We start from the raw sequence: 24,572 nt of genomic DNA, 5'->3' as shown, positions 1-24,572 counted from the left end.
AAGCCTCCTGCGTCCAGTAAAGACCGCGCCACTGACAAGCGAGCCCGGCGGCTGCTCGTCGTGGTGCTCGCCGCCCAGTTCATGGCCCTCCTCGACACCTTCATCGTCAACGTCGCCGCACCCACGATCCGAGGCGAACTCGGTACGTCAGGGGCCGGGTTGCAGCTCGTCGTGGCCGGATACACCGTCGCGTACGCCGTCCTGCTCATCACCGGCGCGCGGCTCGGCGGCCTGTTCGGGCACGGACGCGCCCATCTGGCCGGGCTCGCCCTGTTCACCGCGGCCTCGCTCGCCTGCGGGCTCGCCGCGGGAACCGGCCAGCTGATCGCCTTCCGGCTGCTCCAGGGCGCGGGCGCGGCGGTGATGATCCCGCAGGTGCTCAGCCTGATCCAGCACCACTTCACCGGCCGGGCCCGGGCCCGGGCGCTGGGCGCCTATGCCGCCGTGCTCGCCGTGGGTGCGGCCGCCGGGCAGGTGGTGGGCGGTGTCCTGGTGAGCGCCGACCTGTTCGGCATGAGCTGGCGTCCCGTCTTCCTGGTCAACGTCCCGGTCGGCATCGTCCTGTTGGTGCTGGGCTCCCGTCTCCTGCCGCGCGAACCGCGTACGGCGGAGTCCCGGGTGCGGGCCCGAGGCCGTGGGCTCGATCTGCCGGGTACGGTGCTGCTCGCCACGGCCGTCACCCTGCTCACCGTGCCGCTCGTCCTCGGGCACGAGCTGGGCCGGTCGCTGTGGTTCTGGGCCTGCCTGGCCGGTTCCGCGGTCGTCCTGGCGGGATTCGTGGCGTACGAGGGGCGGTTGGCGGCGCGGGGCGGTGCCCCGCTGATCGCGCCCCGCGTGCTCCGGATCCCGGGCCTGGCCCGCGCCGCGCTGCGCATCGCGCTGATCATGGCGCTCAACGCCGGGTTCCTCTTCGCGGCGACGCTGCACCTCCAAGGGGGCCTCGGGCACTCGGCACTGCGTACCGGGCTGATGTTCGGCTCCAGCGCGTTGACCTTCGGTGTGGTCGCCATGACCTGGGGCCGGTGGCCCGCCGCGCTGCGCAAGGTCCTCGTACCGGCGGGGTTCCTGCTGGTGGCGCTGGCCACGGCCGCTGTCGGCCTGCTGCTGAGGGACGGTTCCGACGGGGGCCCGGTCCTGCACGCGGTGTTCGCCGTATGGGGGGTTGGGCTGGCCATCGGCTTCAGCCCCACCCTCACCGAAGCCCTGGCGACCGTACGCCCCGAGGACGCCGCCGACGCGAGCGGCGTCCTGGTGACCGTTACCCAGCTCGGCCAGCTGATCGGCGTCGCCACCTTCGGAACGCTCTACCTCGAACGCCTCGACGGGGCGGGGGCGGACGCCTCCGCCCGTGCCCTGGCGGCCTGCGCGGCGGCTCTCGTGGCGACGGCAATCGCGGGTGCGGCCACGGGGCTGGGGAGGCGTCGGAGCGGCGAGGGGCCCCGAGCGGGCTGACCCCCTTGCGGGGTCATGGCAGAATCGGAGCGCCGGAGGGGGCGACGGACCGATCGGGAGGGAGCGCGATGCCTGCGAGTCGCGAAGACGTCCCCGACCTGCCCCTTGTCGCCGCTCCGTTCCCCGGCTCCGTGAGGTCCGAAGATCCAAGGTCCGAAGAACGATCCCGTCTCGGCTGTCCGTCCTGCGGTTCGTCCCATGTCGCCCAGATGCTGGGGGACAACGGAGGGGTCTCCTACGTGTGCACGGCCTGCGGCCACAGTTGGAGCTGACTGATGGGTGCACACAGGCGTAAGTGCGACTGGTGCGGCAGCGGTACGCCCATCGTCAGGGACATGGACCCGGTCAACGCGGAGTACCAGTACTGGTGCGAGGAATGCGCACGGGCGCTGATCATAAAAGGCGACCCCATCGAGACCTATCGGGAGCTTGAGGGGGAGCCGATCTACGGACGGCTCCTGGAGGAGCACTGCACGCTCAAGCGCTTCTACTCCTTCGCAACCGCCTGACCTGCGACTGAAGACTCCACGCTGGTGACGATTCGGGCACAAGGTGCAGATCGGAAACGATTTGGTGAAGCACCGGGGGGACCGTGTAATGTTCTCGATGTCGCCAAGGGAAACCGGGCGGCGCGCGGCGAGGGGCTATAGCTCAGTTGGTAGAGCGCCTGCATGGCATGCAGGAGGTCAGGAGTTCAATTCTCCTTAGCTCCACAGTGAAGCAGTGAAGAAGCGGGCCACCCGGATCGGGTGGCCCGCTTCTTCATGTCCCTTTTTCGTTGCCCGGTTCCCGGCTCGCTCAGCCGCGTCCGCTGCCCAGGGCCCGCCGGTTGACCGCGGGCAGCGCGGGACGCTGCTCGGCGGGCGGCTGCTCGATCCGGAGCGCGAGCGCCGGGCAGCGCCGTACGGCCCGTTGGGCGCGCCCGCGCAGATGCATCGGAACGGAGGCGTCCGCCAGCGCCGGGTAGCCGTCCGGGCCCAGCCTGATGAGCTCGGGGGCGATGTCCGCGCAGAGGCCGTGGCCCTGGCACAGCGTCCAGTCCACCGCCAGCTTCTCGCCGCTCGGAATCGACTCCTCCAGATCCTGGTAGCCGGATCCGGGCAGCGGCAGCACGCCGAGCGTCTCCCGGCCGCACCCGCCGTCCAGGACATGGGCGGCGAGATCGTCCGTGAACGCCGACAAGGTCGACATCAGGAACCGCGCCGAACCGTCCGGGTGCTTGCACGCGCCCCGGCCCTTCACGGCCTGGGTCACCTCGCGCAGCGCCTCCAGCGCGGCGGGACCGCCCCCGTTCAGCACGTCGGAGAGCCCGCCCGCGGCCGCCGGCAGCCCCAGCTTGCAGGGCCCGCACTGGCCGGCGGTCTCGGCGGCCAGCCAGTTCGCGATCCGCAGGGACTCGCCGAGCGCGCAGGTGTCCGGCCCGATCGGCAGGATCGCGCCCGCGCCCAGAGCACCGCCCACGGTGGCCAGCGACTCCCGGGAGACGACCGCGTTGTGGGAGGCGACCGCGTCGATCCAGTTGCCGTGGTAGCCACCCGTCAGCACCCCTTGGGGCAGCGGCGGGGCGCCGGCCAGCTGGAGGACGTACCGCAGCGGGACGCCGGTCGGCACCTCGATGACCATGGGCCGGGCCACGGCGCCGGAGACGGTGAGCAGGACGGTGCCCGGTTCGTTCGGCAGCCCCGTGTGCCCGTACCTGCGGGGGCCGGTCCGGGCGGCGACGGCGAGCTGGGCGTACGTCTCCGCGTTGGACAGCAGCGTCGGCGCGCCGCCGACCCCGCTCTCCGCCGCTCGCTCGCGCCGGCCCGGAGGCAGGGCGGGCCCGCCGCTCGCCGCCCGGATCACCGAGGACGCCTCGCCCGACACCATGCGCTCCGGGGTGCGGATCACCCGGGCGCGCAACTGCTGGCCGCGCCGGTCGGAGAGGCCGCGCTCGGCGAGGGCCGCGCGTACGGAGACCTCGGTGGAGTTACGGGTGACGGCGACGACCAGCGTGCGCGCGCCGAGGGCCTCCGCGGCGAGCAGGGCGCCGTCCAGGATCAGGTGCGGGGCGCGGTTGAGCAGGACGGTGTCCTTGCGGCAGGCGGGCTCGCCCTCGCTCCCGTTGATCACGACGACGGGCCGCACCCCGCGCCGGATCGACGCCTTGGCCACCGCCCGCAGTTTCTTGCCGAAGGGGAACCCCGCCCCGCCCCGCCCGCGCAGGGAGATCGCTTCGGCCAGTTCGGCCAGCCGCTCACCGGTCATCGGTTCGAGGGGCCCGTGCACCTTCAGATGCATGGCGAGGTCGAGCCGCTCCACCAGGTCGAAGCCGGTGGTCAGATGCGGCAGGCCGACGACGCGGACCTCGGGAACATCGGGGAGGGGAACGTTCACGGGCGGTCTCCTGCGGGTGCGTGCCAGGGTTCGCCGGCCGGGGGCGCGGAGAACGGGCCGGAGCCGGGGGCGGCTGATTCGTGGGGCTCGTGAGCGGCTGACTCGTAAGTCGGTGACTGGTATGCGGCTGACCGGTAAGCGGGTGACTCGTATGCGGCTGACTCGTGGGCGGGCGAAGGGGAGGGTGTGCTGTGCGTCGGTGCGTTGCCATAAGAAGGTGCCGCATCGGCTGTGCCGTGGGCCGGAGTGCCGTGAGAAGGCGTCGCGTCGGCTGTGCCGTGGGCCGGAGCGGCATAAGAAGGCGTCGTGTGGAGCGGTGACGTGTACAGCGGTGGTTCCTGCGGGGGCGCGTAGGTGTGCTCGGCGCCGCCGGCCCGGTGCCGGGCCTGCACGGGCGGCGCGGGGGACGGAGCGGGCCACCTGGCGCCCGGCGGGAGCGGGGCCTCACCGGCCCGGGAGACGGCGCGGTAGCCGGCCGATATCCCCGGACCGGCCGCAGGGCCGTCCGCGAGCCGGTCGGAACTGCGCGGAGGCGGCTCGTACGGGGTCGGCCCCGCGCCGGGCGGCTGCTGGGCGGCCCCGACCCCGTACAGCAGCTCGGTGGGAGCCTCGTGCAGCGAGTGCAGCGAGCCGGGCAGCGGCACGGACGGGGACGTCATGGGCGGGGGCGTCGACGGTGGCGGCATGGGCGGCGGCATCGGCTGGGGGGTCCGCCGATGTGCCGGGGCCGACAGGGTGCGGGGGCGTACCGGAGTGCCCCGGACCTCCCGGCCCGGTTCGCTCCACCCGGTGGGGTCGCCCGGGTGCGGTTCGCGGTCCACGCCCGGCCCATAGGGCGCGCCCGGTTCGCCGTCCGGGCCCGGACCGCCCTGCGCGCCCGGCGGCGAGGACCCGCGCAGCACCGGATCCGGCACGGTCCCGTCCGCCTCGGGGCTCAGCAGCGTGGCGATCCGGTCGGTGATCCGGCGTTTCGTCGGGCGGGGCAGCGACCGCAGGCACAGGGCTCCGGCGACGGCGGCGAGGCACAGGCCGTACATCACGACGACCCAGGTGGCGGGCGCGCGGCCCGCGTACAGGCCGTGGATCAGCGCGAAGCACCAGGCCGGATACGCCAGGGCGTGCAGGGCGCGCCACCGCCCCGCGATCCCGCCCGTGTCCCGGGGCGCTCCCAGCGACTGCCCGAGCCGGCTGGCCGCGGGGGACGGCTGGGCGAAGGCGCTGCGCAGTGCGCCGGTCGCTGCGGTGACCACCATCAGCAGTCCGGCCAGCGAGCCGAAGCCGATCAGCCCCGCCGCGCCCGTCACGCCGAGGCCGAAGGGTATGAGGGCGCCGAGCAGGGTGACATGCCCGAGGGCGACCTTGACGGTTCCGTGCAGCAGCAGGAAGCCGAGTGCGGCCACGGCCGTGGCCCGGTGGATGCCCTGGCACAGGAGCCGTTGCCGGGCGGAGAGGAACAGCCGGTCGGTGGCCAGCAGCCCCCAGGCGACGGCTGCGCTGAGCGACACCAGCGACAGGACGCCGGTGGTGAAATCGAGGGTGGCGCGCAAGCCGTCGCTCCCCGCGACGGCGAGCAGGGGGACGAATACCAGGGCGGCGACAGTCAGGCCGCCCTGTACAGGCCGACTCATTCCGGGGCTCATGGTGGGGGATACGCGGATCTTGCGATGAGGGTTCATGGGGGCGACTCCGAATAGTTCGGCAAAGCGGTCCCGTTGCCGCATGCTAGGACGCCCCATACCGGACGGTACGAGCTTTGCTCGGTTGCCCCGATAGAAGTCGGTACGCCGAGTAACCTCCGCTTCCCGGGAGTTCCCCGCCTCCGGGGAACCGCCCCAGGACTCCACGGAAGGCCCACCGCAACCCCGTCGAACGCACACCGTGTGCCCACAGGAGCATCACGCGTCGACTACTGAGGGCGACGGACGAGCGGGTGGACAGCGGCTCCCGCGCGCGATGTCCGCCCACCGGTTGCTCCCCGCTCGCCTCCAGGCCCGTGCGGTACCCTGACGCCATGCGTGCCGTACGCCTTCTGCTTAGCGAGCCGCGCTGAACCGTCCCGACCGGTGAGAACGCCTGGTCGGAGTCAGCGCGGCGTCCCCTCCTGTGCGAGGGGATTTTTCGTTTCCCGGCAGATGACGATCGATGGAGCTTTGAGGATCATGAGCGAGACGAATTCCGCAGCCGAGACGGCCGCGCCGCACCGCTACACGGCGGCGATGGCCGCCGACATCGAGGCACGCTGGCAGGACTTCTGGGACGCCGAGGGGACGTACGAGGCGCCGAACCCCACCGGTGACCTGGCGGGCGACCCGGAGCTGGCCGCCAAGCCGAAGAAGTTCGTCATGGACATGTTCCCGTACCCCTCGGGTGCGGGGCTGCACGTCGGGCACCCGCTGGGCTACATCGCCACCGACGTCTACGCCCGCCACCAGCGGATGACCGGCCACAACGTGCTGCACACGCTGGGCTTCGACGCCTTCGGCCTGCCCGCCGAGCAGTACGCGGTCCAGACGGGCACGCACCCCCGGGCCTCCACCGAGGCCAACATGGAGAACATGAAGGTCCAGCTGCGCCGGCTGGGTCTGGGCCACGACAACCGCCGCTCCTTCGCGACGATCGAGGCCGAGTACTACAAGTGGACGCAGTGGATCTTCCTGCAGATCTTCAACTCCTGGTACGACACCGAGGCCGGCCGGGCCCGCCCGATCGCCGAGCTGGTCGAGCAGTTCGAGACCGGCACGCGGGCGACCCCGGACGGTCGTGAGTGGAGCGCGCTGAGCGCCGCCGAGCGCGCCGACCTGCTGGGCCAGTACCGCCTGGCGTACGCCTCCGACGCGCCCGTCAACTGGTCGCCGGGGCTGGGCACCGTACTGGCCAACGAGGAGGTTACCGCGGACGGCCGCTCCGAGCGCGGCAACTTCCCCGTCTTCAAGGCCAAGCTGCGCCAGTGGAACATGCGCATCACCGCCTACGCCGACCGGCTGCTGAACGACCTGGACGCACTGGACTGGCCCGAGGCCATCAAGCTGCAGCAGCGCAACTGGATCGGGCGCTCCGAAGGCGCGCGTGTCGAGTTCCCGGTCGACACCGCCGGTGGCATCACCGTCTTCACCACCCGTCAGGACACCCTGTTCGGCGCCACCTACATGGTGCTGGCCCCCGAGCACGACATGGTCGAGCGGATCATCCCGGCCGCCTGGCCCGAGGGCACCCACCCGGTGTGGACCGGCGGGCACGCGAGCCCGGCCGAGGCCGTCACCGCGTACCGCAAGCAGGCGGCGGCCAAGTCCGACGTCGAGCGGCAGGCCGAGGCCAAGGACAAGACCGGTGTCTTCACCGGCGCGTACGCGACCAACCCCGTCAGCGGCGAGAAGGTCCCGGTCTTCATCGCGGACTACGTACTGATGGGCTACGGCACCGGCGCGATCATGGCCGTACCGGCGCACGACGCGCGCGACTTCGCCTTCGCGCGCGCCTTCGAGCTGCCGATGCGCTGTGTCGTCCAGCCGTCCGACGACCGCGGCACCGACCCCTCCACGTGGGACGACGCCTTCGGTTCGTACGACGCGAAGCTGGTCAACTCCGCGAACGACGAGATCTCGCTGGACGGTCTGGGCGTCGTCGAGGCCAAGGCCAGGATCACCGAGTGGCTGCGGGAGCACGGCGTCGGTGAGGGCACCGTCAACTTCCGGCTGCGCGACTGGCTGTTCAGCCGCCAGCGCTACTGGGGCGAGCCCTTCCCGATCGTGTACGACGAGGAGGGCATCGCCCACCCGCTGCCCGAGTCGATGCTGCCCCTGGAGCTGCCGGAGGTCGAGGACTACTCGCCGCGCACCTTCGACCCGGAGGACGCGACCGCCCAGCCCGAGACCCCGCTGTCGCGCAACGCGGACTGGGTGAACGTCACGCTGGACCTGGGCGACGGACCGAAGGAATACCGCCGCGAGACCAACACCATGCCCAACTGGGCCGGTTCCTGCTGGTACGAGCTGCGCTACCTGGACCCGAACAACGAACGGCAGCTGGTCGACCCGGCGATCGAGCAGTACTGGATGGGCCCGCGCGAGGGGCAGCCCACCGGCGGCGTCGACCTGTACGTCGGCGGCGCGGAGCACGCCGTGCTGCACCTGCTGTACGCCCGTTTCTGGACGAAGGTGCTGCACGACCTGGGCCACATCTCGTCCGCCGAGCCGTTCCACAAGCTGTACAACCAGGGCATGATCCAGGCATTCGTCTACTACGACAGCCGGAGCATCGCCGTCCCCGCCGCCGAGGTGGAGGAGCGCGACGGCGCCTACTACTACGAGGGCGAGAAGGTCAGCCGCGTCCTGGGCAAGATGGGCAAGTCCCTGAAGAACGCGATCACGCCGGACAAGATCTGCGCCGAGTTCGGTGCGGACACCCTGCGCCTGTACGAGATGGCGATGGGCCCGCTGGACGTGTCGCGCCCGTGGGACACGCGTGCCGTGGTCGGGCAGTACCGGCTGCTGCAGCGGCTGTGGCGCAACGTGGTCGACGAGGAGACCGGCGAGGTCACGGTCGTCGACACGGAGCCCGGTGAGGACACCCTGAGAGCCCTGCACAAGGCGATCGACGGGGTCGGCCGGGACCTGGAGGGGATGCGGTTCAACACCGCCATCGCCAAGATCACCGAGCTGAACAACCACCTGACGAAGGCGGGCGGCCCGCTGTCGCGGTCCGTGGCCGAGCGGCTGGTCCTGCTGATCGCCCCGCTGGCCCCGCACATCGCGGAGGAGCTGTGGCGCCGGCTGGGCCGCACCGAGTCGGTCGTCCACCAGGACTTCCCGGTGGCCGACCCGGCGTACATCGTGGACGAGACCGTCACCTGCGTCGTCCAGATCAAGGGCAAGGTCCGGGCCCGCCTGGAGATCTCGCCCTCCATCACGGACGAGGAGCTGGAGGCACTGGCCCTGGCGGACGAGGCGGTCGTCGCGGCGCTGGGCGGAGCGGGGATCCGCAAGGTGATCGTCCGCGCGCCGAAACTGGTGAACATCGTCCCCGCGTGACCACCTCCGTACGTGGTTAGGGCCATCCCCTACGGGCAGGTTGGGGGTTCCGAAGGAACCCTCGGCCTGCCTGTTCCGTTTACGGTGGAGGGGGCGACCGGTACCGGCAGCCGCATCGAGACATCCGAGGGGCGTTCATGGAAGTCGGAGCCGTGATTGCGGTGGTGGCGCTGCTCTTCGTCGCGTTCGTCGCCCTGGGCGTCTATGCGACCGTCAAGGCCGTCGGCGCGGCCAAGCGCGGTGTGGACCGCACGATCACCCAGGCCCGCCGCACCGTGGAGGACACCACGCTCCGGGCCAAGAGCTTCGGTCAGCCGGGCGTCGCGGGCGAGCTCGCGCAGCTCCGGCTCACCCTGCGCACGTCGATGCGCGCCACCCAGGACGCCCTGCACGCCGGCGTGGCGGAGGACGCCTCGCTGGCGGAGTCGGTGGCCCTCTTCCGCCGGCTGAGCGCCCACGGCCTTGAGCTGGACGACGAGCTGAAGCGGCTGGAGCGCGAGCCGGACCGGGCGACGGTCGCCGGCCTGCTGCCGAAGCTGAAGGAGCGCACCCAGCGGATCACGCACTCGGCGGACTCGCTGCGCTGGGCGGCACGGGACCGGGCCCAGCAGTTCGCCGACGACGACCTGGACGCGCTGAACGCACAGATCGACATCGAGGCGGGTGCTCTGCGGCACTGGACGGTGGGGGAGCATTCGTCGTCGCGGACTGCGGACGCGGGGACCCCTCCGGGCCCGGGTGCCGGGCCGGGGCGGGCACGCGGCGCGGGGGCGGACTGGCCCGAGCCGGCCGCCGGAGCCGGAAGCAGCAGCACGGCCGACGAGTCCTGGGGCGGGCCGGCCGGCGAGGAGTCCCCGCAGGCGATCACGGGCCCGGACCCGCGCCTCCAGACGCGCTATCTGTGGCAGAAGTCCGCCAAGCCGGAGACGACCAACTGACGGCGTCGCTTGTGGCGAGGCATATAGCGGTGCGTGAGGTGCGTGAGGTGCCTGAGGTCAGTGAGGTGCCTGAGGTCCGTGAAGTGTTGAAGTCTCGGTGTTCTTGAGGTCTCGGCGTTTCGGTGTCGGAGTGTCTCGGTGTTCGCCGGTGACAAGGTGCGTTCCGAAGTGACCACGAATGATCAGAGGGTCGGGGTCGGACTCCCGCACTCCCACCTCGGCAGGTAACCTCCGGCTCATGTCCCGCCATGTCGCTGTCGTCACCGATTCAACGGCCTATCTGCCGCGCCAGGCGATGGAACGGCACGGCATCACCGCGGTGCCGCTGACCGTCGTCCTGGGTGGTCAGGCCCTGGAGGAGGGCACGGAGATCTCGGCCCGCTCGCTCGCGCTCGCCTTGCAGAAACGCCACTCCGTGACCACCTCCCGCCCGAGCCCCGAAGTCTTCGCCGAGGCGTATCGGGCGGCGGCCGAGGGCGGGGCGGATGCGGTGGTGTCGCTGCATCTGTCGGCGGAGTTCTCGGGCACGTACGACGCCGCGCTGCTCGCGGCCAAGGACGCTCCGATTCCGGTACGCGTGGTGGACACCGGCATGGTCGCCATGGCCCTCGGGTTCTGCGCTCTCGCGGCGGCGGAGACCGCGGACGCCGGCGGCAGCCTGGACGAGGTCGTCGTGGCGGCGGAGAAGCGGGCCGCCGGAACGTCCGCTTATTTCTATGTCGACACGCTGGACTACCTCCGCCGGGGCGGCCGTATCGGCACGGCGCAGGCGCTGCTGGGCTCCGCGCTCGCCGTGAAACCGATTCTCCAGCTCGACGGCGGCCGGATCGAGATGCTGGAAAAGGTGCGGACGGCGTCCAAGGCCATCGCCCGTCTGGAGGAGATCGCCGCCGAGAAGGCCGGTGAGGCGTCGGTGGACATCGCCGTTCACCACCTCGCCGCGCCTGATCGCGCGGAGCGCCTGGCCGGGCGGCTGCGCGAGCGGGTGCCGGGCCTGGTCGACCTTCACGTCAGCGAGGTGGGCGCGGTGATCGGTGCGCACACGGGGCCGGGGCTGCTGGGCGCGGTGATCTCGCCCCGATGACTCTGGCGCAGTGATTCTGCCGCAGTGATTCCGGCGCGGTGATTTCGCCTCGGTGACGGCACGAACGGGTGGCCGAGTTATCCACAACTGGCCGGTTGTCCACAGGAATCGGGGCTGCTCAGCGGGTTCGGGCGGTTGTGCCTAACGTCGTGAGGCATGGCCCTTCGAACTCCTCGGGTGTCACATCCCGACCACTCGTCCACCGTCGCGCAGTCCCCGTCTCCCGCGCTCGCGTCTCCCGCGCTCGCGTCTCTCTCGTCTCCGGCTTCATCGCCTCCGCCCCCGATTCCGCCTGCTTCCGTCGATGTCCCCGTGGGCGCGGCGGCCGCTGCCGAACGTGCGCCGACTGCCGGGAGCCGGGTGCGGCCAGGTCCCGGAAGCCGTCCGAGCGGCCGAGCGGGGCTCCGTCCCGGCGCTCGGCCGGGTGCCCGCTACGGCCGGCAGGGGTCCGCGCGGGGGCGTGCCGCCCTTGCCGCAGCGACCGCGCGGCGTCGGGCGGATGCGCTGATGGCCGGTGCACCCGGCCCTCCTGCGGACCCTGACCCGCGTCCGAATCCACAGCTGTACCCAAGGCCGACCCCGGCCCCGACTTTGTCCCCGACCCCGACTCTGTCCCCGGCCCCGGCTCCGACTCCCTCCCCGATTCCGCTCTCGACCCCCGCCCCGACTCCGTACCTCCCGCCGGACGAAAGCGCGCGACAGGACGCGGATGTGGAGGTGCGGGAGCCTGGGCGGGCGCGGGGTGTGTGGCGGGTGGTGTCGGAGCTTCGGGAGCGAGTGCCGCTGTGGGTACGGCTCCGATGCGGACTGGCGCCACGAACGCTCGCGGCGCTGGCCGTGCTGCTGCTCGCGGCCGTGGGCCTCGCCGCGTTCCACTTCTGGTCCGTGCGTCCTCAGGTGGTGCGCGCGCCGGAGGCGGTGGAGGACGGGGCGGCGGCATCTGCGTCGGTTGGGGACTCCTTACGGCTCGGTGGCGTGGAACCGGTGCCCGGGCCGATGGCCGGTGGCCCGCCTTCCCCCGCCCCGGACGCGGTGGTGGAGATCGTCGTGGATGTCAGCGGCAAGGTGCACCGGCCGGGCGTCCAGCGCCTTCCGGCCGGTTCGCGGGTGGCGGACGCGCTCAGGGCGGCGGGCGGTGTGCGTTCCGGCGCCGACGTCACGGGGCTCAACCGGGCGCGGGTCCTCATGGACGGCGAGCAGGTCGTGGTGGGTCTTCCCCCTGCCCCGGCCGCCCCCGGTGCGACGGGTGGGACCGGCGGGGCGGTGGGCACGCCGGGGGCGGCTGGCCCGGTGGCGCCGCTGAGCCTGAGCACGGCCACCAAGGAGCAGCTCGAAACACTGCCGGGGGTCGGGCCCGTGCTGGCGCAGCACATCATCGATCACCGCGCGCAGCACGGCGGGTTCCGGTCCGTCGACGAGCTCCGGCAGGTCAACGGCATCGGAGACCGCCGGTTCGCCGACCTTCAACCGCTCGTACAGCCATGAGCGCCCCTGTGGCAGTCCACCGTGGGGCGGACGGGGCAGGGGAGCCGGAGACGGCCGGTCCGCGCCGGGAGGAGGCGGTGGATCTGCGGCTCGTCCCGCCGGCGCTGGCGGTCTGGGCGGCAGCGGCGCTCGCCCTGGGGCTGCCGGGGCGCTGGGTGGGCATCGCGGCCGGGGTCTGCGCCGCTGGGGCGCTCGTGCTCCTGGCCGGACCGCGCGCGGTCGCCCCCACGGGGGTGGGGCGAAGCGCGAACGGTCCGGCGGGGCCCGGCCCTTCTCAGGTCGCCCCCACGGGGGTGGGGCGACCTGCGAACGGTTCGGCGGGGCGCGGCCGTTCTCGGGCCGTCGTGGCGGGGACCGTGCTGCTCTGCGCGGCGGCGGGTGCCGCCACGGCGGGGCTGCATGCCGCCGATGTACGGCGTGGACCGGTGCCCGCACTGGCGCGGGAGCACGCCCGGGTCGACGTGGAGGTGCGGGTGACATCGGACCCTCGGCCGACCCGACCGGGCGTCCGGGGGAGCCACAGCACCCCGCCCGCCCTGCTGCTCAACGCCGACATCACCGAGGTGTCCGACCCCGGTGGCGACCGCACCCGGGTGCGTACGCCGGTGCTCCTCATGGTCCTGCCCGGCGGCGACCGGGCGGCCTGGCAGCGGCTTCTGCCGTCCACCCGGCTCCGCGTCGCGGGGCGGCTGTCGCCGCCCGCCCACGAGGGTGAACGCCTGGCCGCCGTCCTGCGGGCGGACGCCGGGGGGCCGCCCCGGATCATCGGGCCCCCGACGTCGATCCAACGCGCGGCCGGGGAGCTGCGCTCCGGGCTGCGGGAGGCGACGGACGGTCTGGACGCGGATGCGCGGGCGCTGCTGCCGGGGCTGGTGGTCGGAGACACCTCCAGGGTCCCGCCCGAACTCCACGACGCCTTCAAGGCCACCGATCTGACGCACTTATTGGCTGTCTCCGGGGCGAATCTCTCGATTCTCCTCTTCCTTCTCATCGGTCCGCCCGGATCGGCGCTGAACAGTGAACGGCGCGGTCTGGCACCGAGATTGGGCATCTCCCTGCGGGGGACCGCACTGATCGGCGGCGCGCTGACGCTCGTGTTCATCGTCGTCTGCCGTCCGGAGCCGAGCGTCCTGCGTGCGGCAGCCTGCGGTCTGATCACCCTCCTCGCCATCGGAACGGGCCGCCGCAGATCACTGATCCCCGCTCTGGCGGCGGCTGTCGTGCTCCTGGTGCTGTACGACCCCTGGCTGGCCCGGAGTTACGGGTTCCTGCTCTCCGTCCTGGCCACGGGTTCCCTGCTGACCCTCGCGCCGAGGTGGAGCGCGGCACTGCGACGGCGGCGGGTGCCGGGCCGGCTCGCGGAGGTGCTGGCGGCGGCGGCCGCCGCGCAGGCGGTCTGCGCGCCCGTCGTGGTGGTGCTGGCCTCCCGGGTGAGCCTGGTGGCGATCCCGTGCAATCTGCTGGCGGAGTTCGCGGTGGCGCCCGCGACGGTGCTGGGGTTCGCGGCGCTCGCCACCGCCCCGGTCGCCCTGCCGGTGGCCGAGCTGCTGGCCCGGGTCGCGGGCTGGCCGGCCGGGTGGATCGCCACGGTGGCCCGTACGGGGGCGGACCTTCCCGGGGCGGAGGCCCCGTGGCCGGGAGGCTGGACCGGGGCGGCACTCCTCGCCTCCCTCACGGTCCTGGCCGTGCTCCTCGCCCCCCGGCTGGCACGCCATCCCTGGATCTGCTCGGCCGCCGCGCTCCTGTTGGTCCTGGTGGTGCTGCGGCCGGCCCCGCTGGCCCGGGTGATCACCGGATGGCCGCCGCCGGACTGGGCGTTCGCGCTGTGCGACGTCGGGCAGGGCGATGCGATGGTGCTCGCGGCCGGGGAGGGTGCGGGCGTGGTCGTCGACGCCGGGCCCGACCCCCGCCCGGTCGACCGCTGTCTGCGCGAGCTCGGCGTCAGCCGCGTACCGCTCGTGATCCTCACCCACTTTCACGCCGACCATGTGCGGGGGCTTCCCGGGGTGCTGCGGGGCAGGGCCGTGGGCGCGATTCAGACGACGAGCCTGGACGAGCCGCCCGAGCAGGCCGCGTTCGTGCGGCGGACGGCCGCCGCGGCCCGGGTCGCGATGGTGCGGGCGGCCCCCGGTGAGCGGCGGCGGGCGGGTCCGCTCGACTGGCGGGTCCTCTGGCCGCGCGACGGTCCCGGGGGAGCCGGGGAGGCCGGGGGAGTCAGGGAGACCGGGGGAGCCAGGGCGGCGAAGGCTTCGCGGGGGCCGAACGACTCCAGCGTGACCCTGCACGTGCGGGCGGCGGGCGGTCTCACGCTGCTGCTCCTCGGCGACCTCGAACCGCCGGCCCAGCGCGAGCTGCTGCACAGCCACGTGGTTCTGCCCCGGGTGGACGTCCTCAAGGTGGCGCACCACGGTTCCGCTTTCCAGGACATGGGGCTGCTGCACAGCGCACGGCCGAGGCTGGCGCTGATCTCCACCGGCGCGGACAACCCGTACGGTCATCCGGCACCCCGAACCGTCGACGCGCTCAGGGCCGCCGGGGCGCGGGTCCTGCGCACCGACACCCACGGAGCCATCGCGGTGACCGGTGCGGGCAAGGAGCTGCGGGCGGTGGGGAGTTCATGAGGGGAGGACCGATGTGCCGTACGTTACGGCTGCTCCAGCCATCCTTCGTACTCCGCGGCGAACCCGTCGAGCGCGGCCGGGTCCAGGCGTCCGGCCGGGTCCTCCACGACGACCAGCCACTGGGCGTCCTCGGCGTCGTCCTCGCCGGCCAGGGCGTCCCGTACGAGTTGGGGCTCCTCGGCGACTCCGAAGCGGTCGGCCAGCTCACCGGCCACCTCCTCCGCCGCGTCGCGGTCCGGCAGCACCAGTACATGTCTCACATCGCTCACCCGCTCATTCTCGGACACGGGCGTCCGTGCCGGGCACGGGGGCGCCCGAGCCCGAGAACGGGGCGTCCGTGCCCGGGGTGGTGGGGTTCCGGTCGGGACCGGTGGGGCTCCCGTGGGGACGTCCGGCGGCGACAGGGAGCGCAGCGCCCCGTAGCGGCCCCTCGGTCGGTGGTGTCATGGGGTGTGTCAGTGGGGCGTGGGATGCTGGAGCGCGATGGCCACCAGGAAGAATTCCACCGACGACCCGCTCGCCCCCCTCACGCTCGCCGTGGGCCAGGAGGACCTTCTCCTGGACCGTGCGGTGCAGCAGGTGGTGGCGGCGGCCCGCGCTGCCGACGCCGATACGGATGTGCGCGACCTCGCCCCCGACCAGTTGCAGCCCGGCACGCTCGCCGAGCTCACCAGCCCCTCGCTCTTCGCCGAGCGCAAGGTCGTGATCGTGCGCAACGCGCAGGACCTCGCGGCCGACACGGTCAAGGACGTCAAGGCGTATCTCGGAGCGCCGGTCGAGGAGATCACGCTCGTCCTGCTGCACGCGGGCGGGGCCAAGGGCAAGGGGCTGCTGGACGCGGCGCGCAAGGCCGGGGCGCGGGAGGTCGCCTGCCCGAAGACCACCAAGCCGGCCGAGCGGCTCTCGTTCGTACGGTCGGAGTTCCGGGCGCACGGGCGGTCCGCGACGCCCGAGGCGTGCCAGGCGCTCGTCGACTCCATCGGCAGCGACCTCCGGGAGCTGGCCAGTGCGGTGTCCCAGCTGATCGCGGACGTCGAGGGCACGATCGACGAGGCGGTCGTCGGGCGCTACTACACGGGGCGTGCGGAGGCGTCGTCGTTCACCGTCGCCGACCGGGCGGTCGAGGGGCGGGCGGCGGAGGCGCTGGAGGCGCTGCGGTGGTCGTTGTCGACCGGGGTCGCGCCCGTGCTGATCACCAGTGCGCTGGCGCAGGGGGTGCGGGCGATCGGGAAGCTGTCCTCCGCCCGGGGCGGCCGGCCGGCCGATCTGGCGCGGGAGCTGGGGATGCCGCCGTGGAAGATCGACCGGGTGCGGCAGCAGATACGGGGGTGGACGCCGGACGGCGTCGCCTCGGCGCTGCGGGCCGTGGCTGCGGCGGATGCGGGGGTGAAGGGCGGGGGGGACGATCCTGAGTACGCCTTGGAGAAGGCCGTCGTCGCTGTTGCGCGGGCCGCGCGGGCGGGGCGGTAGTCGCTCCCTCGGGTTCGCCACGGGCGCGGGGCCTCCCGCTCGACGGTTCCGTCCTCAAGCGCCGGACGGGCTGGGTGTGCCCCCTGCGGGCTCACCGTGGCGAGCGGGCCCTCGTGCGAGTGCCGGTTCCGTCCTCAAACGCCGGACGGGCTGGGTGTGCGCGGGCCGGCTGGATGTGCCCCCGGACAGGCTGGGTGTGCGCAGGCCGACTGGATGTGCGCCCCGGACTGGCTGGGGAGCAGCGCCCCCGGACTGGCTGGGAGCAGTGCCCTCGGACGGACGGGCTGGGAGCAGTGCCCCCGGACGGACTGCCCGGGAGCAGCGCCCCGGGGCAGGCCAGGGGTGCACGCGCCGGAAATGGACATGCCGAAGCCCCGGGCGTAGATCTGGGGAGATCTACGCCCGGGGCTTCCGGTTCACGCTTCTGGTGCGCCGCACCCGCGTGGCGAACGCAGGTTCGGTGTGCGGCGCGGGGTGCCGGTCAGGGGCGGGAGAGAGGGCCCGTCTGGTCCGTTCCGGCGGTCACATCAGTGAGCTTCGGGAAGAAGCTCAGCCCTTAAGGGAGGCAACCTTGGACGCCAGCGCCGACTTCTTGTTGGCGGCGGCGTTCTTGTGGATGACACCCTTCGAGACAGCCTTGTCGAGCTGACGGGAAGCGTCGCGGACGGCCGTGCCGGCCTTCTCGACGTCACCGGCAACGACGGCCTCGCGGGCCTTGCGGATCGCGGTCTTGAGCGACGACTTGACGGCCTTGTTGCGCAGGCGCGCCTTCTCGTTGGTCTTGTTCCGCTTGATCTGGGACTTGATGTTCGCCACGAATAGAGCCTTTTCAGGTTCGTTGGATCTTCCAGGTGAGCCGCGCCGCTCGTGAGAGCCACGAGGCACAGCTGTCCACGGTAGCAGCCACCGTCCGACCGGCCCAAACCGGTCGCTGCCGCGCAGGCGTGGGACGATGGAGCCTACGTATCGATCCGACCGACGATCCGACCGACCCGACATCGACCCGAGACACGGCGTTCGGCGTCTCAAGAATCAGGACCCTGCGTGCCCGCGACTCCTTCCAACGTGCCCGAGCCGAGCCGTACCGACCCGGCGCTGATCCGCAATTTCTGCATCATCGCGCACATCGACCACGGCAAGTCGACCCTTGCCGACCGGATGCTTCAGCTGACCGGGGTGGTCGACCAGCGGCAGATGCGTGCTCAGTACCTCGACCGGATGGACATCGAGCGCGAGCGCGGCATCACCATCAAGTCCCAGGCGGTCCGACTGCCGTGGGCGCCCGACACGGGCGAGGACACGGGCACCACCCACATCCTCAACATGATCGACACCCCGGGCCACGTGGACTTCACCTACGAGGTCTCCCGGTCGCTCGCGGCCTGCGAGGGCACGGTCCTGCTGGTCGACGCCGCGCAGGGCATCGAGGCCCAGACGCTGGCCAACCTCTATCTCGCGATGGAGAACGACCTCACCATCGTCCCGGTGCTCAACAAGATCGACCTCCCCGCCGCGCAGCCGGAGAAGTTCTCCGAGGAGCTCGCCAACCTCATCGGCTGCCAGCCCGAGGACGTGCTCAAGGTCTCCGCCAAGACGGGTGTCGGCGTCGAGGCGCTGCTCGACCGGGTCGTCCGGGACGTGCCGGCGCCGGTCGGCGTCGCGGACGCCCCCGCCCGCGCGATGATCTTCGACTCGGTCTACGACTCGTACCGGGGCGTCGTCACCTACGTCCGTGTCGTCGACGGGCAGCTCAACAAGCGCGAGCGCATCAAGATGATGTCGACCGGCGCCACCCACGAGCTCCTGGAGATCGGGGTGTCCTCCCCGGAGATGACCCCGGCGGACGGCATCGGCGTCGGCGAGGTCGGCTACATCATCACCGGTGTGAAGGATGTGCGGCAGTCCAAGGTCGGTGACACGATCACCTCCCTGAACAAGGGGGCGACCGAGGCGCTGGGCGGCTACAAGGACCCCAAGCCGATGGTGTTCTCCGGGCTCTACCCGCTGGACGGCTCGGACTACCCGGACCTGCGCGAGGCGCTCGACAAGCTCCAGCTCAACGACGCCGCCCTGGTCTACGAGCCGGAGACCTCCGCCGCGCTCGGCTTCGGCTTCCGCGTCGGCTTCCTCGGCCTGCTCCACCTGGACGTGGTCCGCGAGCGGCTGGAGCGCGAGTTCGGGCTCGACCTGATCGCGACCGCGCCCAACGTGGTCTACCGGGTCGAGATGGAGGACGGCAGCGAGCATGTCGTCACCAACCCGAGCGAGTTCCCCGAGGGCAAGATCGACAAGGTGCACGAGCCGGTCGTCCGCGCCACGGTGCTGGCCCCCAGCGAGTTCATCGGCGCGATCATGGAGCTCTGCCAGAACCGGCGCGGCAGCCTCCTCGGCATGGACTACCTCTCCGAGGACCGCGTCGAGATCCGCTACACCCTGCCGCTGGCCGAGATCGTCTTCGACTTCTTCGACCAGCTGAAGTCCAAGACCCGGGGTTACGCCTCCCTCGACTACGAGCCCACCGGCGAACAGTCGGCCCAGCTCGTCAAGGTCGACATCCTGCTCCACGGCGACAAGGTGGACGCGTTCTCAGCGGTCACCCACAAGGACAAGGCGTACGCGTACGGCGTCCGGCTCGTCGCCAAGCTGCAGAAGCTCATCCCGCGGCAGAACTTCGAGGTGCCGATCCAGGCCGCGATCGGCGCCCGGGTCATCGCCCGTGAGACGGTCCGCGCCATCCGCAAGGACGTCCTCGCCAAGTGCTACGGCGGTGACATCTCCCGTAAGCGGAAGCTGCTGGAGAAGCAGAAGGAGGGCAAGAAGCGGATGAAGATGGTCGGCAACGTGGAGGTTCCGCAGGACGCCTTCATCTCGGTGCTGTCGACCGACGAGTCCGCCGGGGAGAGCAAGGGCAAGAAGTAGGCCCCGGGCCTGTACCGCTTCTTTCGGGCAGGCCCCGGGCCCGTACCGCTTCTTTCGGGCAGGCCCTGGCCCGTACTGCTTCTTCCCCAGCAGGCCCCGGCCCGTACCGCTTCTTCCGGGGAATCGCCGTAGGGCCCCCTCGCCGCAGTACCGTGCGGTGAGGGGGCCCTGCCGTCTCAGGGGCCTCGTGCGTTTCGCGGGGCCCTTTCGTTATGAAAGCGGCGGCCCGTTGCCCCTTACGTGGTGGCCGAGTGCGCTCTACTCTGATCACGCATCGTTGGTTACTCGCCAGTTAAACAAGACGAACAAGCAGGTTGCGCAGCAGGACAGCACCGCACAGCAAGAGCAGTCGCAGTATCAAAGAAGCCGGTCGTAGCAATGCCGCAGGCCCGGAGGACGTCGTGAGCGACACACAGACCTTGATCGATAACCGGCCGCCCTCCGTGGCGGCCCTCTTCATCGACCGCGTGGCGGCGACCCCGGAGAGGGAGGCGTACCGCTACCCGGTCCCGTCGGCCTCGGGCGAGGGTCCCGACGACTGGAAGTCGCTGACCTGGGGACAGGCCGCGAAGCGGGTCTACGCGATCGCCGCCGGCCTGATCGCGCTCGGCGTGCGGCCGGAGGAGCGGGTCGCCCTCTCCTCCGCCACCCGCGTGGAGTGGATTCTCATCGACCTCGGCGTGATGTGTGCGGGCGCGGCGACCACCACGGTCTACCCCTCCACGAACGCCGAGGAGTCCGCGTTCATCCTGGCCGACTCCGAGAGCCGGATCCTTGTCGCGGAGGACGCCGAGCAGCTGGCCAAGGCCCGGGAGCGCCGTACCGAGCTTCCCGACCTCGCCCACGTCATCGTCATCGACCCGGCCGGCGTCGAGCCCGCCGAGGGCGACCCCGATGGCTGGATCATCACCCTCGCCGACCTGGAGGCCCAGGGCGACGAGCTCCTGGCGAAGAACCCGGACGCGGTCACCGAGCGGGTCTCCGCCATCACGGCCGACCAGCTCGCCACCCTCATCTACACCTCGGGCACCACCGGCCGCCCCAAGGGCGTACGGCTGCCGCACGACAACTGGTCGTACATGGCCAAGGCCACCGTGGCGACCGGGCTGATCACCGCCGAGGACGTGCAGTACCTCTGGCTGCCGCTCGCCCACGTCTTCGGCAAGGTCCTCACCTCGGGCCAGATCGAGGTCGGCCACGTCACCGCGATCGACGGCCGCATCGACAAGATCATCGAGAACCTGCCGGTCGTCCAGCCGACCTACATGGCAGCCGTCCCCCGGATCTTCGAGAAGGTCTACAACGGGGTCGCCTCCAAGGCCCGCGCGGGCGGCGGCGCCAAGTACAAGATCTTCCAGTGGGCGGCCGGGGTCGCCCGCGAGTACGCCAAGGTCTCCCAGGACAACTTCCGCCGCACCGGCAAGGCGTCCGTCCCCTTCGCGCTCGGCGCGAAGCACAAGGTCGCCGACGCGCTCGTCTTCTCCAAGATCCGTGACGCCTTCGGCGGCCGGCTGCGCGCCTGCATCTCCGGCTCCGCCGCCCTCGCCCCCGACATCGGCTACTTCTTCGCGGGCGCGGGCGTCCACATCCTGGAGGGCTACGGCCTCACCGAGACGAGCGCCGCCTCCTTCGTCAACCCGGGCGAGGCGTACCGCACCGGCACGGTCGGCAAGCCGCTCCCCGGCACCGAGGTGCGTATCGCGGACGACGGCGAGATCCTGATGCGCGGCCCGGGTGTCATGGAGGGCTACCACAAGCTGCCCGACAAGACCGAAGAGGTCCTGGAGTCGGACGGCTGGTTCCACACCGGTGACATCGGCGAGCTGTCGGCAGACGGCTATCTGCGCATCACCGACCGCAAGAAGGACCTGATCAAGACGTCGGGCGGCAAGTACGTCGCCCCGGCCGAGGTCGAGGGCCAGTTCAAGGCGGTCTGCCCGTTCGTCTCCAACATCCTGGTGCACGGCGCGGACCGTAACTTCTGCACCGCGCTCATCGCCCTCGACGGCCCCACCATCCTGAACTGGGCCGCCGAGAACGGCCTCAAGGGCAAGTCGTACGCGGAGGTGGTCGCCGCCCCGCAGACGGTCGAGCTCATCGACGGGTACGTACAGCGCCTCAACGAGGGGCTCCAGCGCTGGCAGACCATCAAGAAGTTCCGCCTGCTGCCGCGTGACCTGGACGTGGAGCACGGCGAGCTGACCCCGAGCCTCAAGCTGAAGCGGCCGGTCGTCGAGCGCGAGTACCAGGGGCTGATCGACGAGATGTACGCCGGGTCGCGCGAGGCGTAGGTCGTCAGGCGTACGCGGGCGGGAGGGCCGGATACCGAAGCATCCGGACCTCCCGCCCGCGCTGCGTTCCCGGCCCGCGTTCCGGATGCGATCCGCGCGCAATGCCGACGTCCGACTCGGCGACCCGGCCGGCCGGGCAGGCCGTCCTGCCGCCGAGGCTGCTCAAGGGCGCCGGAGTCGTCGGTGAGAAGGGCCCACCGCTCGGTGAGAAGGGCTCACCGCTCGCTGCGGAAGAGGTCGCGGAGCTCGTCGGTGCAGTCCACGGGGTCGACCCCGCGTCGCGGGTACGCCAGTATGCCCTCGCCCTCGCCCTCGCCCTCGCCCTTCTGCCTGGCCTTCTCCAGCTGCTTCTCGACGTAGGCGACGTGCTCGCGGCACTCGGCGCTGACAGGCTTCTCGGGATGCGGGCCCGGTGCCGAGGCGGCCTTCAGCCCGGCGGTGGCGGCGAGTCCTGCCACGCACAGCACTGCCCACGTGGCTGCCCACGTGCGGCGGTTCATCCGTATCGGCTTCGACATCCAGGCATCCTACGAGCGCTGTGGCGGACCGCAACGGGCAGCACGGCAGCGGTGCCGAGCCGCATCGCGACGGGAGCCGCGGCGGCGGCGCCGAGGAAGACGCATTCGCGCTTGTCATAGCGCGGGACACGCGGGACAGACGCGGATCCGATGCGTTCCTGCCGCCTTCCGCATACAGGCGTTCGAATCTGCTCGATTTTCTGCTCACTTCGGTAACTCGGTGCTTATGCGTGCGGCCCGTCTGTCACTCTGTCGGTGTCGTCGGACCCGTAGGAGCCGCATCGTGGGGCCCATTCCCTTGCAGCGGGACATCGTGCACCGTCCCGGCACCGCCACCGGTGCCGGGTATGTGAGCGGCCCGCCTCTGGTCAGCCGCACCAGCCTGCCCGGAATACCGCTGGCTCCGTCCGCCGCCCGCCGGTTCGTGCGGGCCGCGCTCGCGGAGTGGACCGGGCTCGGGGCCCCCGCGGCCGTGGGCTTCAGCGACCGGCTCGCGGACGACGCCGTGACCGTGGCCAACGAGCTGGTCACCAACGCGGTGGTGCACGCGGGCACCACCGTCGACCTGCTGCTGAGGCTGGAGGAGGACGCCGAGGGCGAGGAGCCGTCCGCCGCCCTCGTCCTGGAGGTCACCGACCACCACCCGGCCCGCCCGGTGAGCGGCGACGAGCCCGAGCGGCCGGGGAAACCGGCCGCGGCAGCCCCTGCCGGAGGCACGGCCGGCCCCGGCGGAGGCACGGCCGGCCCCGCCGGAGGCGCGGCAGTCCCCACCGAAGGCACGGCAGCCCCCGCCGAATCCGCAGCCGCCCCCGCCGATGAGCTGCCCGACCCCGCCGAGTACGGCCGGGGCCTCCAGCTCGTCGCCACCCTCGCCGAGTCCTGGGGCATCACCTACCGCACCGGCCTCAAGACCGTCTGGGCCCGCCTCCCCGTCGACGACTGGAGCGCCGCCGCGCCCGCCCAGCCCGAGCAGGAGGTCCTCAGCCGCGGGCTGCGCGCCGCCGAGATCCTCGCCCCGGCCGCCCGGCGCACCGAGCGCGACGACGCGGTCTGGGACAGCCGGGGCGCACCGGCCTTCCTCGCCGAGGCGTCCGACCTCCTCGCCGGGCAGCTCGACGAGGACCTGGTGGCCGCCATAGCGGGCCAGCTGCTGGTGCCCCGCCTCGCCGACTGGTGCGCGATCTGGCTGGAGAGCGAGGGCCCGGGACCGGCCGCAGCCCCCCGCCTCGCCCGGGTCTGGCACTGCGACGAGACCGGTACGGAGCCCCTGCGCACCGCCCTGGAGAGGGAACCCCTCCACCTCCCCGCCGACGCGGGATCCGGCCCCGTACCCATCTCCGTACCCTGGCTCAGCGCCCACGCGGAGAAGCCCCGGAACCTCAGCGGCCGCACCCACGAGCACCCCGGCGGCCGGGACGGGGCCGCGCTCGCCTTCCGGATCACGGCGGCCGGACGGGCGCTCGGGACCGTGCTCGTCGGGCGCGAGGGCGTCGCCCGGGTGCCCGAGGCGGTCGCGTCGCTCATCGAGGACTTCGTACGCCGCCTCGGCCTCGCGGTCGGAGCCGCCCGCGCCTACACCCGGCAGGCCACCATCAGCCGCATCCTCCAGCGCGGCCTGCTGCCCAGCAAGGTCGCGGACATCCCCGGCGTCACCAGCGCCCTCGTATACGAACCGAGCGACGACGGCGTCGTCGGCGGTGACTTCTACGACATCTTCCCCTGTCCGGGCGACCGCTGGTGCTTCGTCCTCGGCGACGTCCAGGGCAGCGGCCCCGAAGCCGCCGTCGTCACCGGTCTCGCCCGCCCCTGGCTGCGGCTGCTCTCCCGCGAGGGCTTCGGCGTCGGGGAGGTCCTGGACCGGCTGAACCGGCTGCTCCTGGACGACGCCATGGAGGCCGCCGAGGCCGCCGCCCTGATGGTCGCCGCCGCCGGGGGCCAGCAGCTCCACGACGGCTCGCAGTCCCGGTTCCTGTCCCTCCTGTACGGGGAGGTCGTCCCGCTCCCCGGCGGCGGCGTCCGCTGCACGGTGGCCAGCGCCGGCCACCCGTTGCCGCTGCTGCTGCGCCCGGACGGCTCCGTATGCCCGGCGGCCGACCCGCAGGTGCTGCTGGGGGTCGTGGAGGACGTGGCGTACGAGAGCCAGACGTTCGACCTGGAGCCCGGCGACAGCCTGCTCTGCGTCACGGACGGGGTGACCGAGCGGCGGTCGGGCCCGCTGATGTTCGACGACGGCGACGGGCTGGCCCGGGTGCTGGCCGGGTGCGCCGGGCTGCCCGCCGACGCGACGGCCGAGCGGATCAGGAGGGCCGTCCACGAGTTCGCGGAGCAGCCGCCGGACGACGACGTGGCGCTGCTGGTGCTGCACGCGGACTGACACGCGGGTTGACACGC

At 72.3% G+C, this 24,572-nt stretch carries 16 protein-coding genes and 1 tRNA gene; 12 read left to right on the top strand and 5 right to left on the bottom strand.

Features of this window, described 5'->3' with window-relative positions:
* Positions 1-60 precede the first annotated feature (60 nt).
* The 3 genes from ACLJPL_RS02660 to ACLJPL_RS02650 all read left to right on the top strand — a co-directional run bounded on the left by ACLJPL_RS02660 (position 61) and on the right by ACLJPL_RS02650 (position 2,165).
* Entirely contained in the window at positions 61-1,452 is a 1,392-nt protein-coding gene (locus ACLJPL_RS02660; protein ID WP_411079000.1) for an MFS transporter, read from the top strand.
* Positions 1,453-1,727: 275 nt separating this feature from the next.
* A complete protein-coding gene (locus ACLJPL_RS02655) occupies positions 1,728-1,961 on the top strand; it encodes a hypothetical protein (protein ID WP_003969224.1) in 234 nt (77 codons plus the stop codon).
* A 131-nt stretch (positions 1,962-2,092) separates the two neighbouring features.
* Positions 2,093-2,165, top strand: a tRNA-Ala gene (locus ACLJPL_RS02650).
* 85 nt (positions 2,166-2,250) lie between these two features.
* On the opposite strand, the gene ACLJPL_RS02645 is transcribed toward ACLJPL_RS02650, so the two are convergent.
* Complete coding sequence (locus ACLJPL_RS02645) at positions 2,251-3,828, bottom strand: NADH-ubiquinone oxidoreductase-F iron-sulfur binding region domain-containing protein (protein WP_411078999.1); 1,578 nt, start codon at positions 3,826-3,828, stop codon at positions 2,251-2,253.
* The gene (locus ACLJPL_RS02640; RefSeq protein ID WP_411078998.1) at positions 3,825-5,456 is read right to left on the bottom strand and encodes a hypothetical protein; all 1,632 of its coding nucleotides are present in this window, start codon (positions 5,454-5,456) and stop codon (positions 3,825-3,827) included. Before ACLJPL_RS02640 ends, ACLJPL_RS02645 begins: the two co-directional genes overlap by 4 nt.
* 531 nt (positions 5,457-5,987) lie before the next feature.
* Between ACLJPL_RS02640 and leuS the strand changes: the two genes are divergently transcribed.
* From leuS to ACLJPL_RS02615, 5 genes are all read left to right on the top strand, one after another.
* Positions 5,988-8,855, top strand: coding sequence for a leucine--tRNA ligase (gene leuS, locus ACLJPL_RS02635; protein WP_411078997.1), 2,868 nt, complete (start codon positions 5,988-5,990; stop codon positions 8,853-8,855).
* 137 nt (positions 8,856-8,992) lie between these two features.
* Complete coding sequence (locus tag ACLJPL_RS02630; protein WP_411078996.1) at positions 8,993-9,793, top strand: hypothetical protein; 801 nt, start codon at positions 8,993-8,995, stop codon at positions 9,791-9,793.
* Between the two features lie 238 nt (positions 9,794-10,031).
* The gene (locus ACLJPL_RS02625; RefSeq protein WP_411078995.1) at positions 10,032-10,877 is read left to right on the top strand and encodes a DegV family protein; all 846 of its coding nucleotides are present in this window, start codon (positions 10,032-10,034) and stop codon (positions 10,875-10,877) included.
* Positions 10,878-11,384: 507 nt separating this feature from the next.
* The gene (locus ACLJPL_RS02620) at positions 11,385-12,362 is read left to right on the top strand and encodes a helix-hairpin-helix domain-containing protein (protein WP_411078994.1); all 978 of its coding nucleotides are present in this window, start codon (positions 11,385-11,387) and stop codon (positions 12,360-12,362) included.
* Positions 12,359-14,983 (top strand): ComEC/Rec2 family competence protein, encoded by a 2,625-nt coding sequence (locus tag ACLJPL_RS02615; protein WP_411078993.1) that lies wholly within the window; start codon positions 12,359-12,361, stop codon positions 14,981-14,983. The genes ACLJPL_RS02620 and ACLJPL_RS02615 overlap by 4 nt, the downstream gene beginning before the upstream one ends.
* A 23-nt stretch (positions 14,984-15,006) precedes the next feature.
* Here the strand turns inward: ACLJPL_RS02615 and ACLJPL_RS02610 are convergent, their stop codons facing one another.
* Complete coding sequence (locus ACLJPL_RS02610; protein ID WP_411078992.1) at positions 15,007-15,252, bottom strand: hypothetical protein; 246 nt, start codon at positions 15,250-15,252, stop codon at positions 15,007-15,009.
* A 214-nt stretch (positions 15,253-15,466) separates the two neighbouring features.
* Between ACLJPL_RS02610 and holA the strand changes: the two genes are divergently transcribed.
* Positions 15,467-16,453 carry a DNA polymerase III subunit delta gene (holA, locus tag ACLJPL_RS02605; RefSeq protein ID WP_411078991.1) on the top strand — a complete coding sequence of 329 codons (987 nt, stop codon included), beginning with the start codon at positions 15,467-15,469 and terminating at the stop codon, positions 16,451-16,453.
* A gap of 549 nt (positions 16,454-17,002) precedes the next feature.
* Here the strand turns inward: holA and rpsT are convergent.
* Positions 17,003-17,269 carry a 30S ribosomal protein S20 gene (rpsT, locus tag ACLJPL_RS02600; protein WP_411078990.1) on the bottom strand — a complete coding sequence of 89 codons (267 nt, stop codon included), beginning with the start codon at positions 17,267-17,269 and terminating at the stop codon, positions 17,003-17,005.
* 228 nt (positions 17,270-17,497) lie between these two features.
* On the opposite strand from rpsT, the gene lepA reads away from it, so the two are divergent.
* Both lepA and ACLJPL_RS02590 read left to right on the top strand, forming a co-directional pair.
* Positions 17,498-19,372, top strand: a complete 1,875-nt coding sequence (lepA, locus tag ACLJPL_RS02595; protein WP_411078989.1) for a translation elongation factor 4 — start codon at positions 17,498-17,500, stop codon at positions 19,370-19,372.
* 401 nt (positions 19,373-19,773) lie between these two features.
* Positions 19,774-21,663: an AMP-dependent synthetase/ligase gene (locus tag ACLJPL_RS02590; RefSeq protein WP_411078988.1), complete on the top strand. Its 1,890-nt coding sequence runs from the start codon at positions 19,774-19,776 to the stop codon at positions 21,661-21,663.
* A gap of 215 nt (positions 21,664-21,878) precedes the next feature.
* On the opposite strand, the gene ACLJPL_RS02585 is transcribed toward ACLJPL_RS02590, so the two are convergent.
* Positions 21,879-22,181, bottom strand: coding sequence for a hypothetical protein (locus ACLJPL_RS02585; RefSeq protein WP_411078987.1), 303 nt, complete (start codon positions 22,179-22,181; stop codon positions 21,879-21,881).
* A 283-nt stretch (positions 22,182-22,464) separates the two neighbouring features.
* On the opposite strand from ACLJPL_RS02585, the gene ACLJPL_RS02580 reads away from it, so the two are divergent.
* Positions 22,465-24,555 carry a SpoIIE family protein phosphatase gene (locus ACLJPL_RS02580; protein ID WP_411078986.1) on the top strand — a complete coding sequence of 697 codons (2,091 nt, stop codon included), beginning with the start codon at positions 22,465-22,467 and terminating at the stop codon, positions 24,553-24,555.
* The last annotated feature ends 17 nt before the right edge of the window (positions 24,556-24,572 follow it).

Source organism: Streptomyces sp. cmx-18-6, assembly GCF_046548915.1.
In the GTDB taxonomy this organism is placed as follows: Bacteria; Actinomycetota; Actinomycetes; order Streptomycetales; family Streptomycetaceae; genus Streptomyces.
The sequence above is the reverse complement of the archived record's forward strand: the minus strand, read 5'-3'. Positions and strand labels throughout refer to the sequence as shown.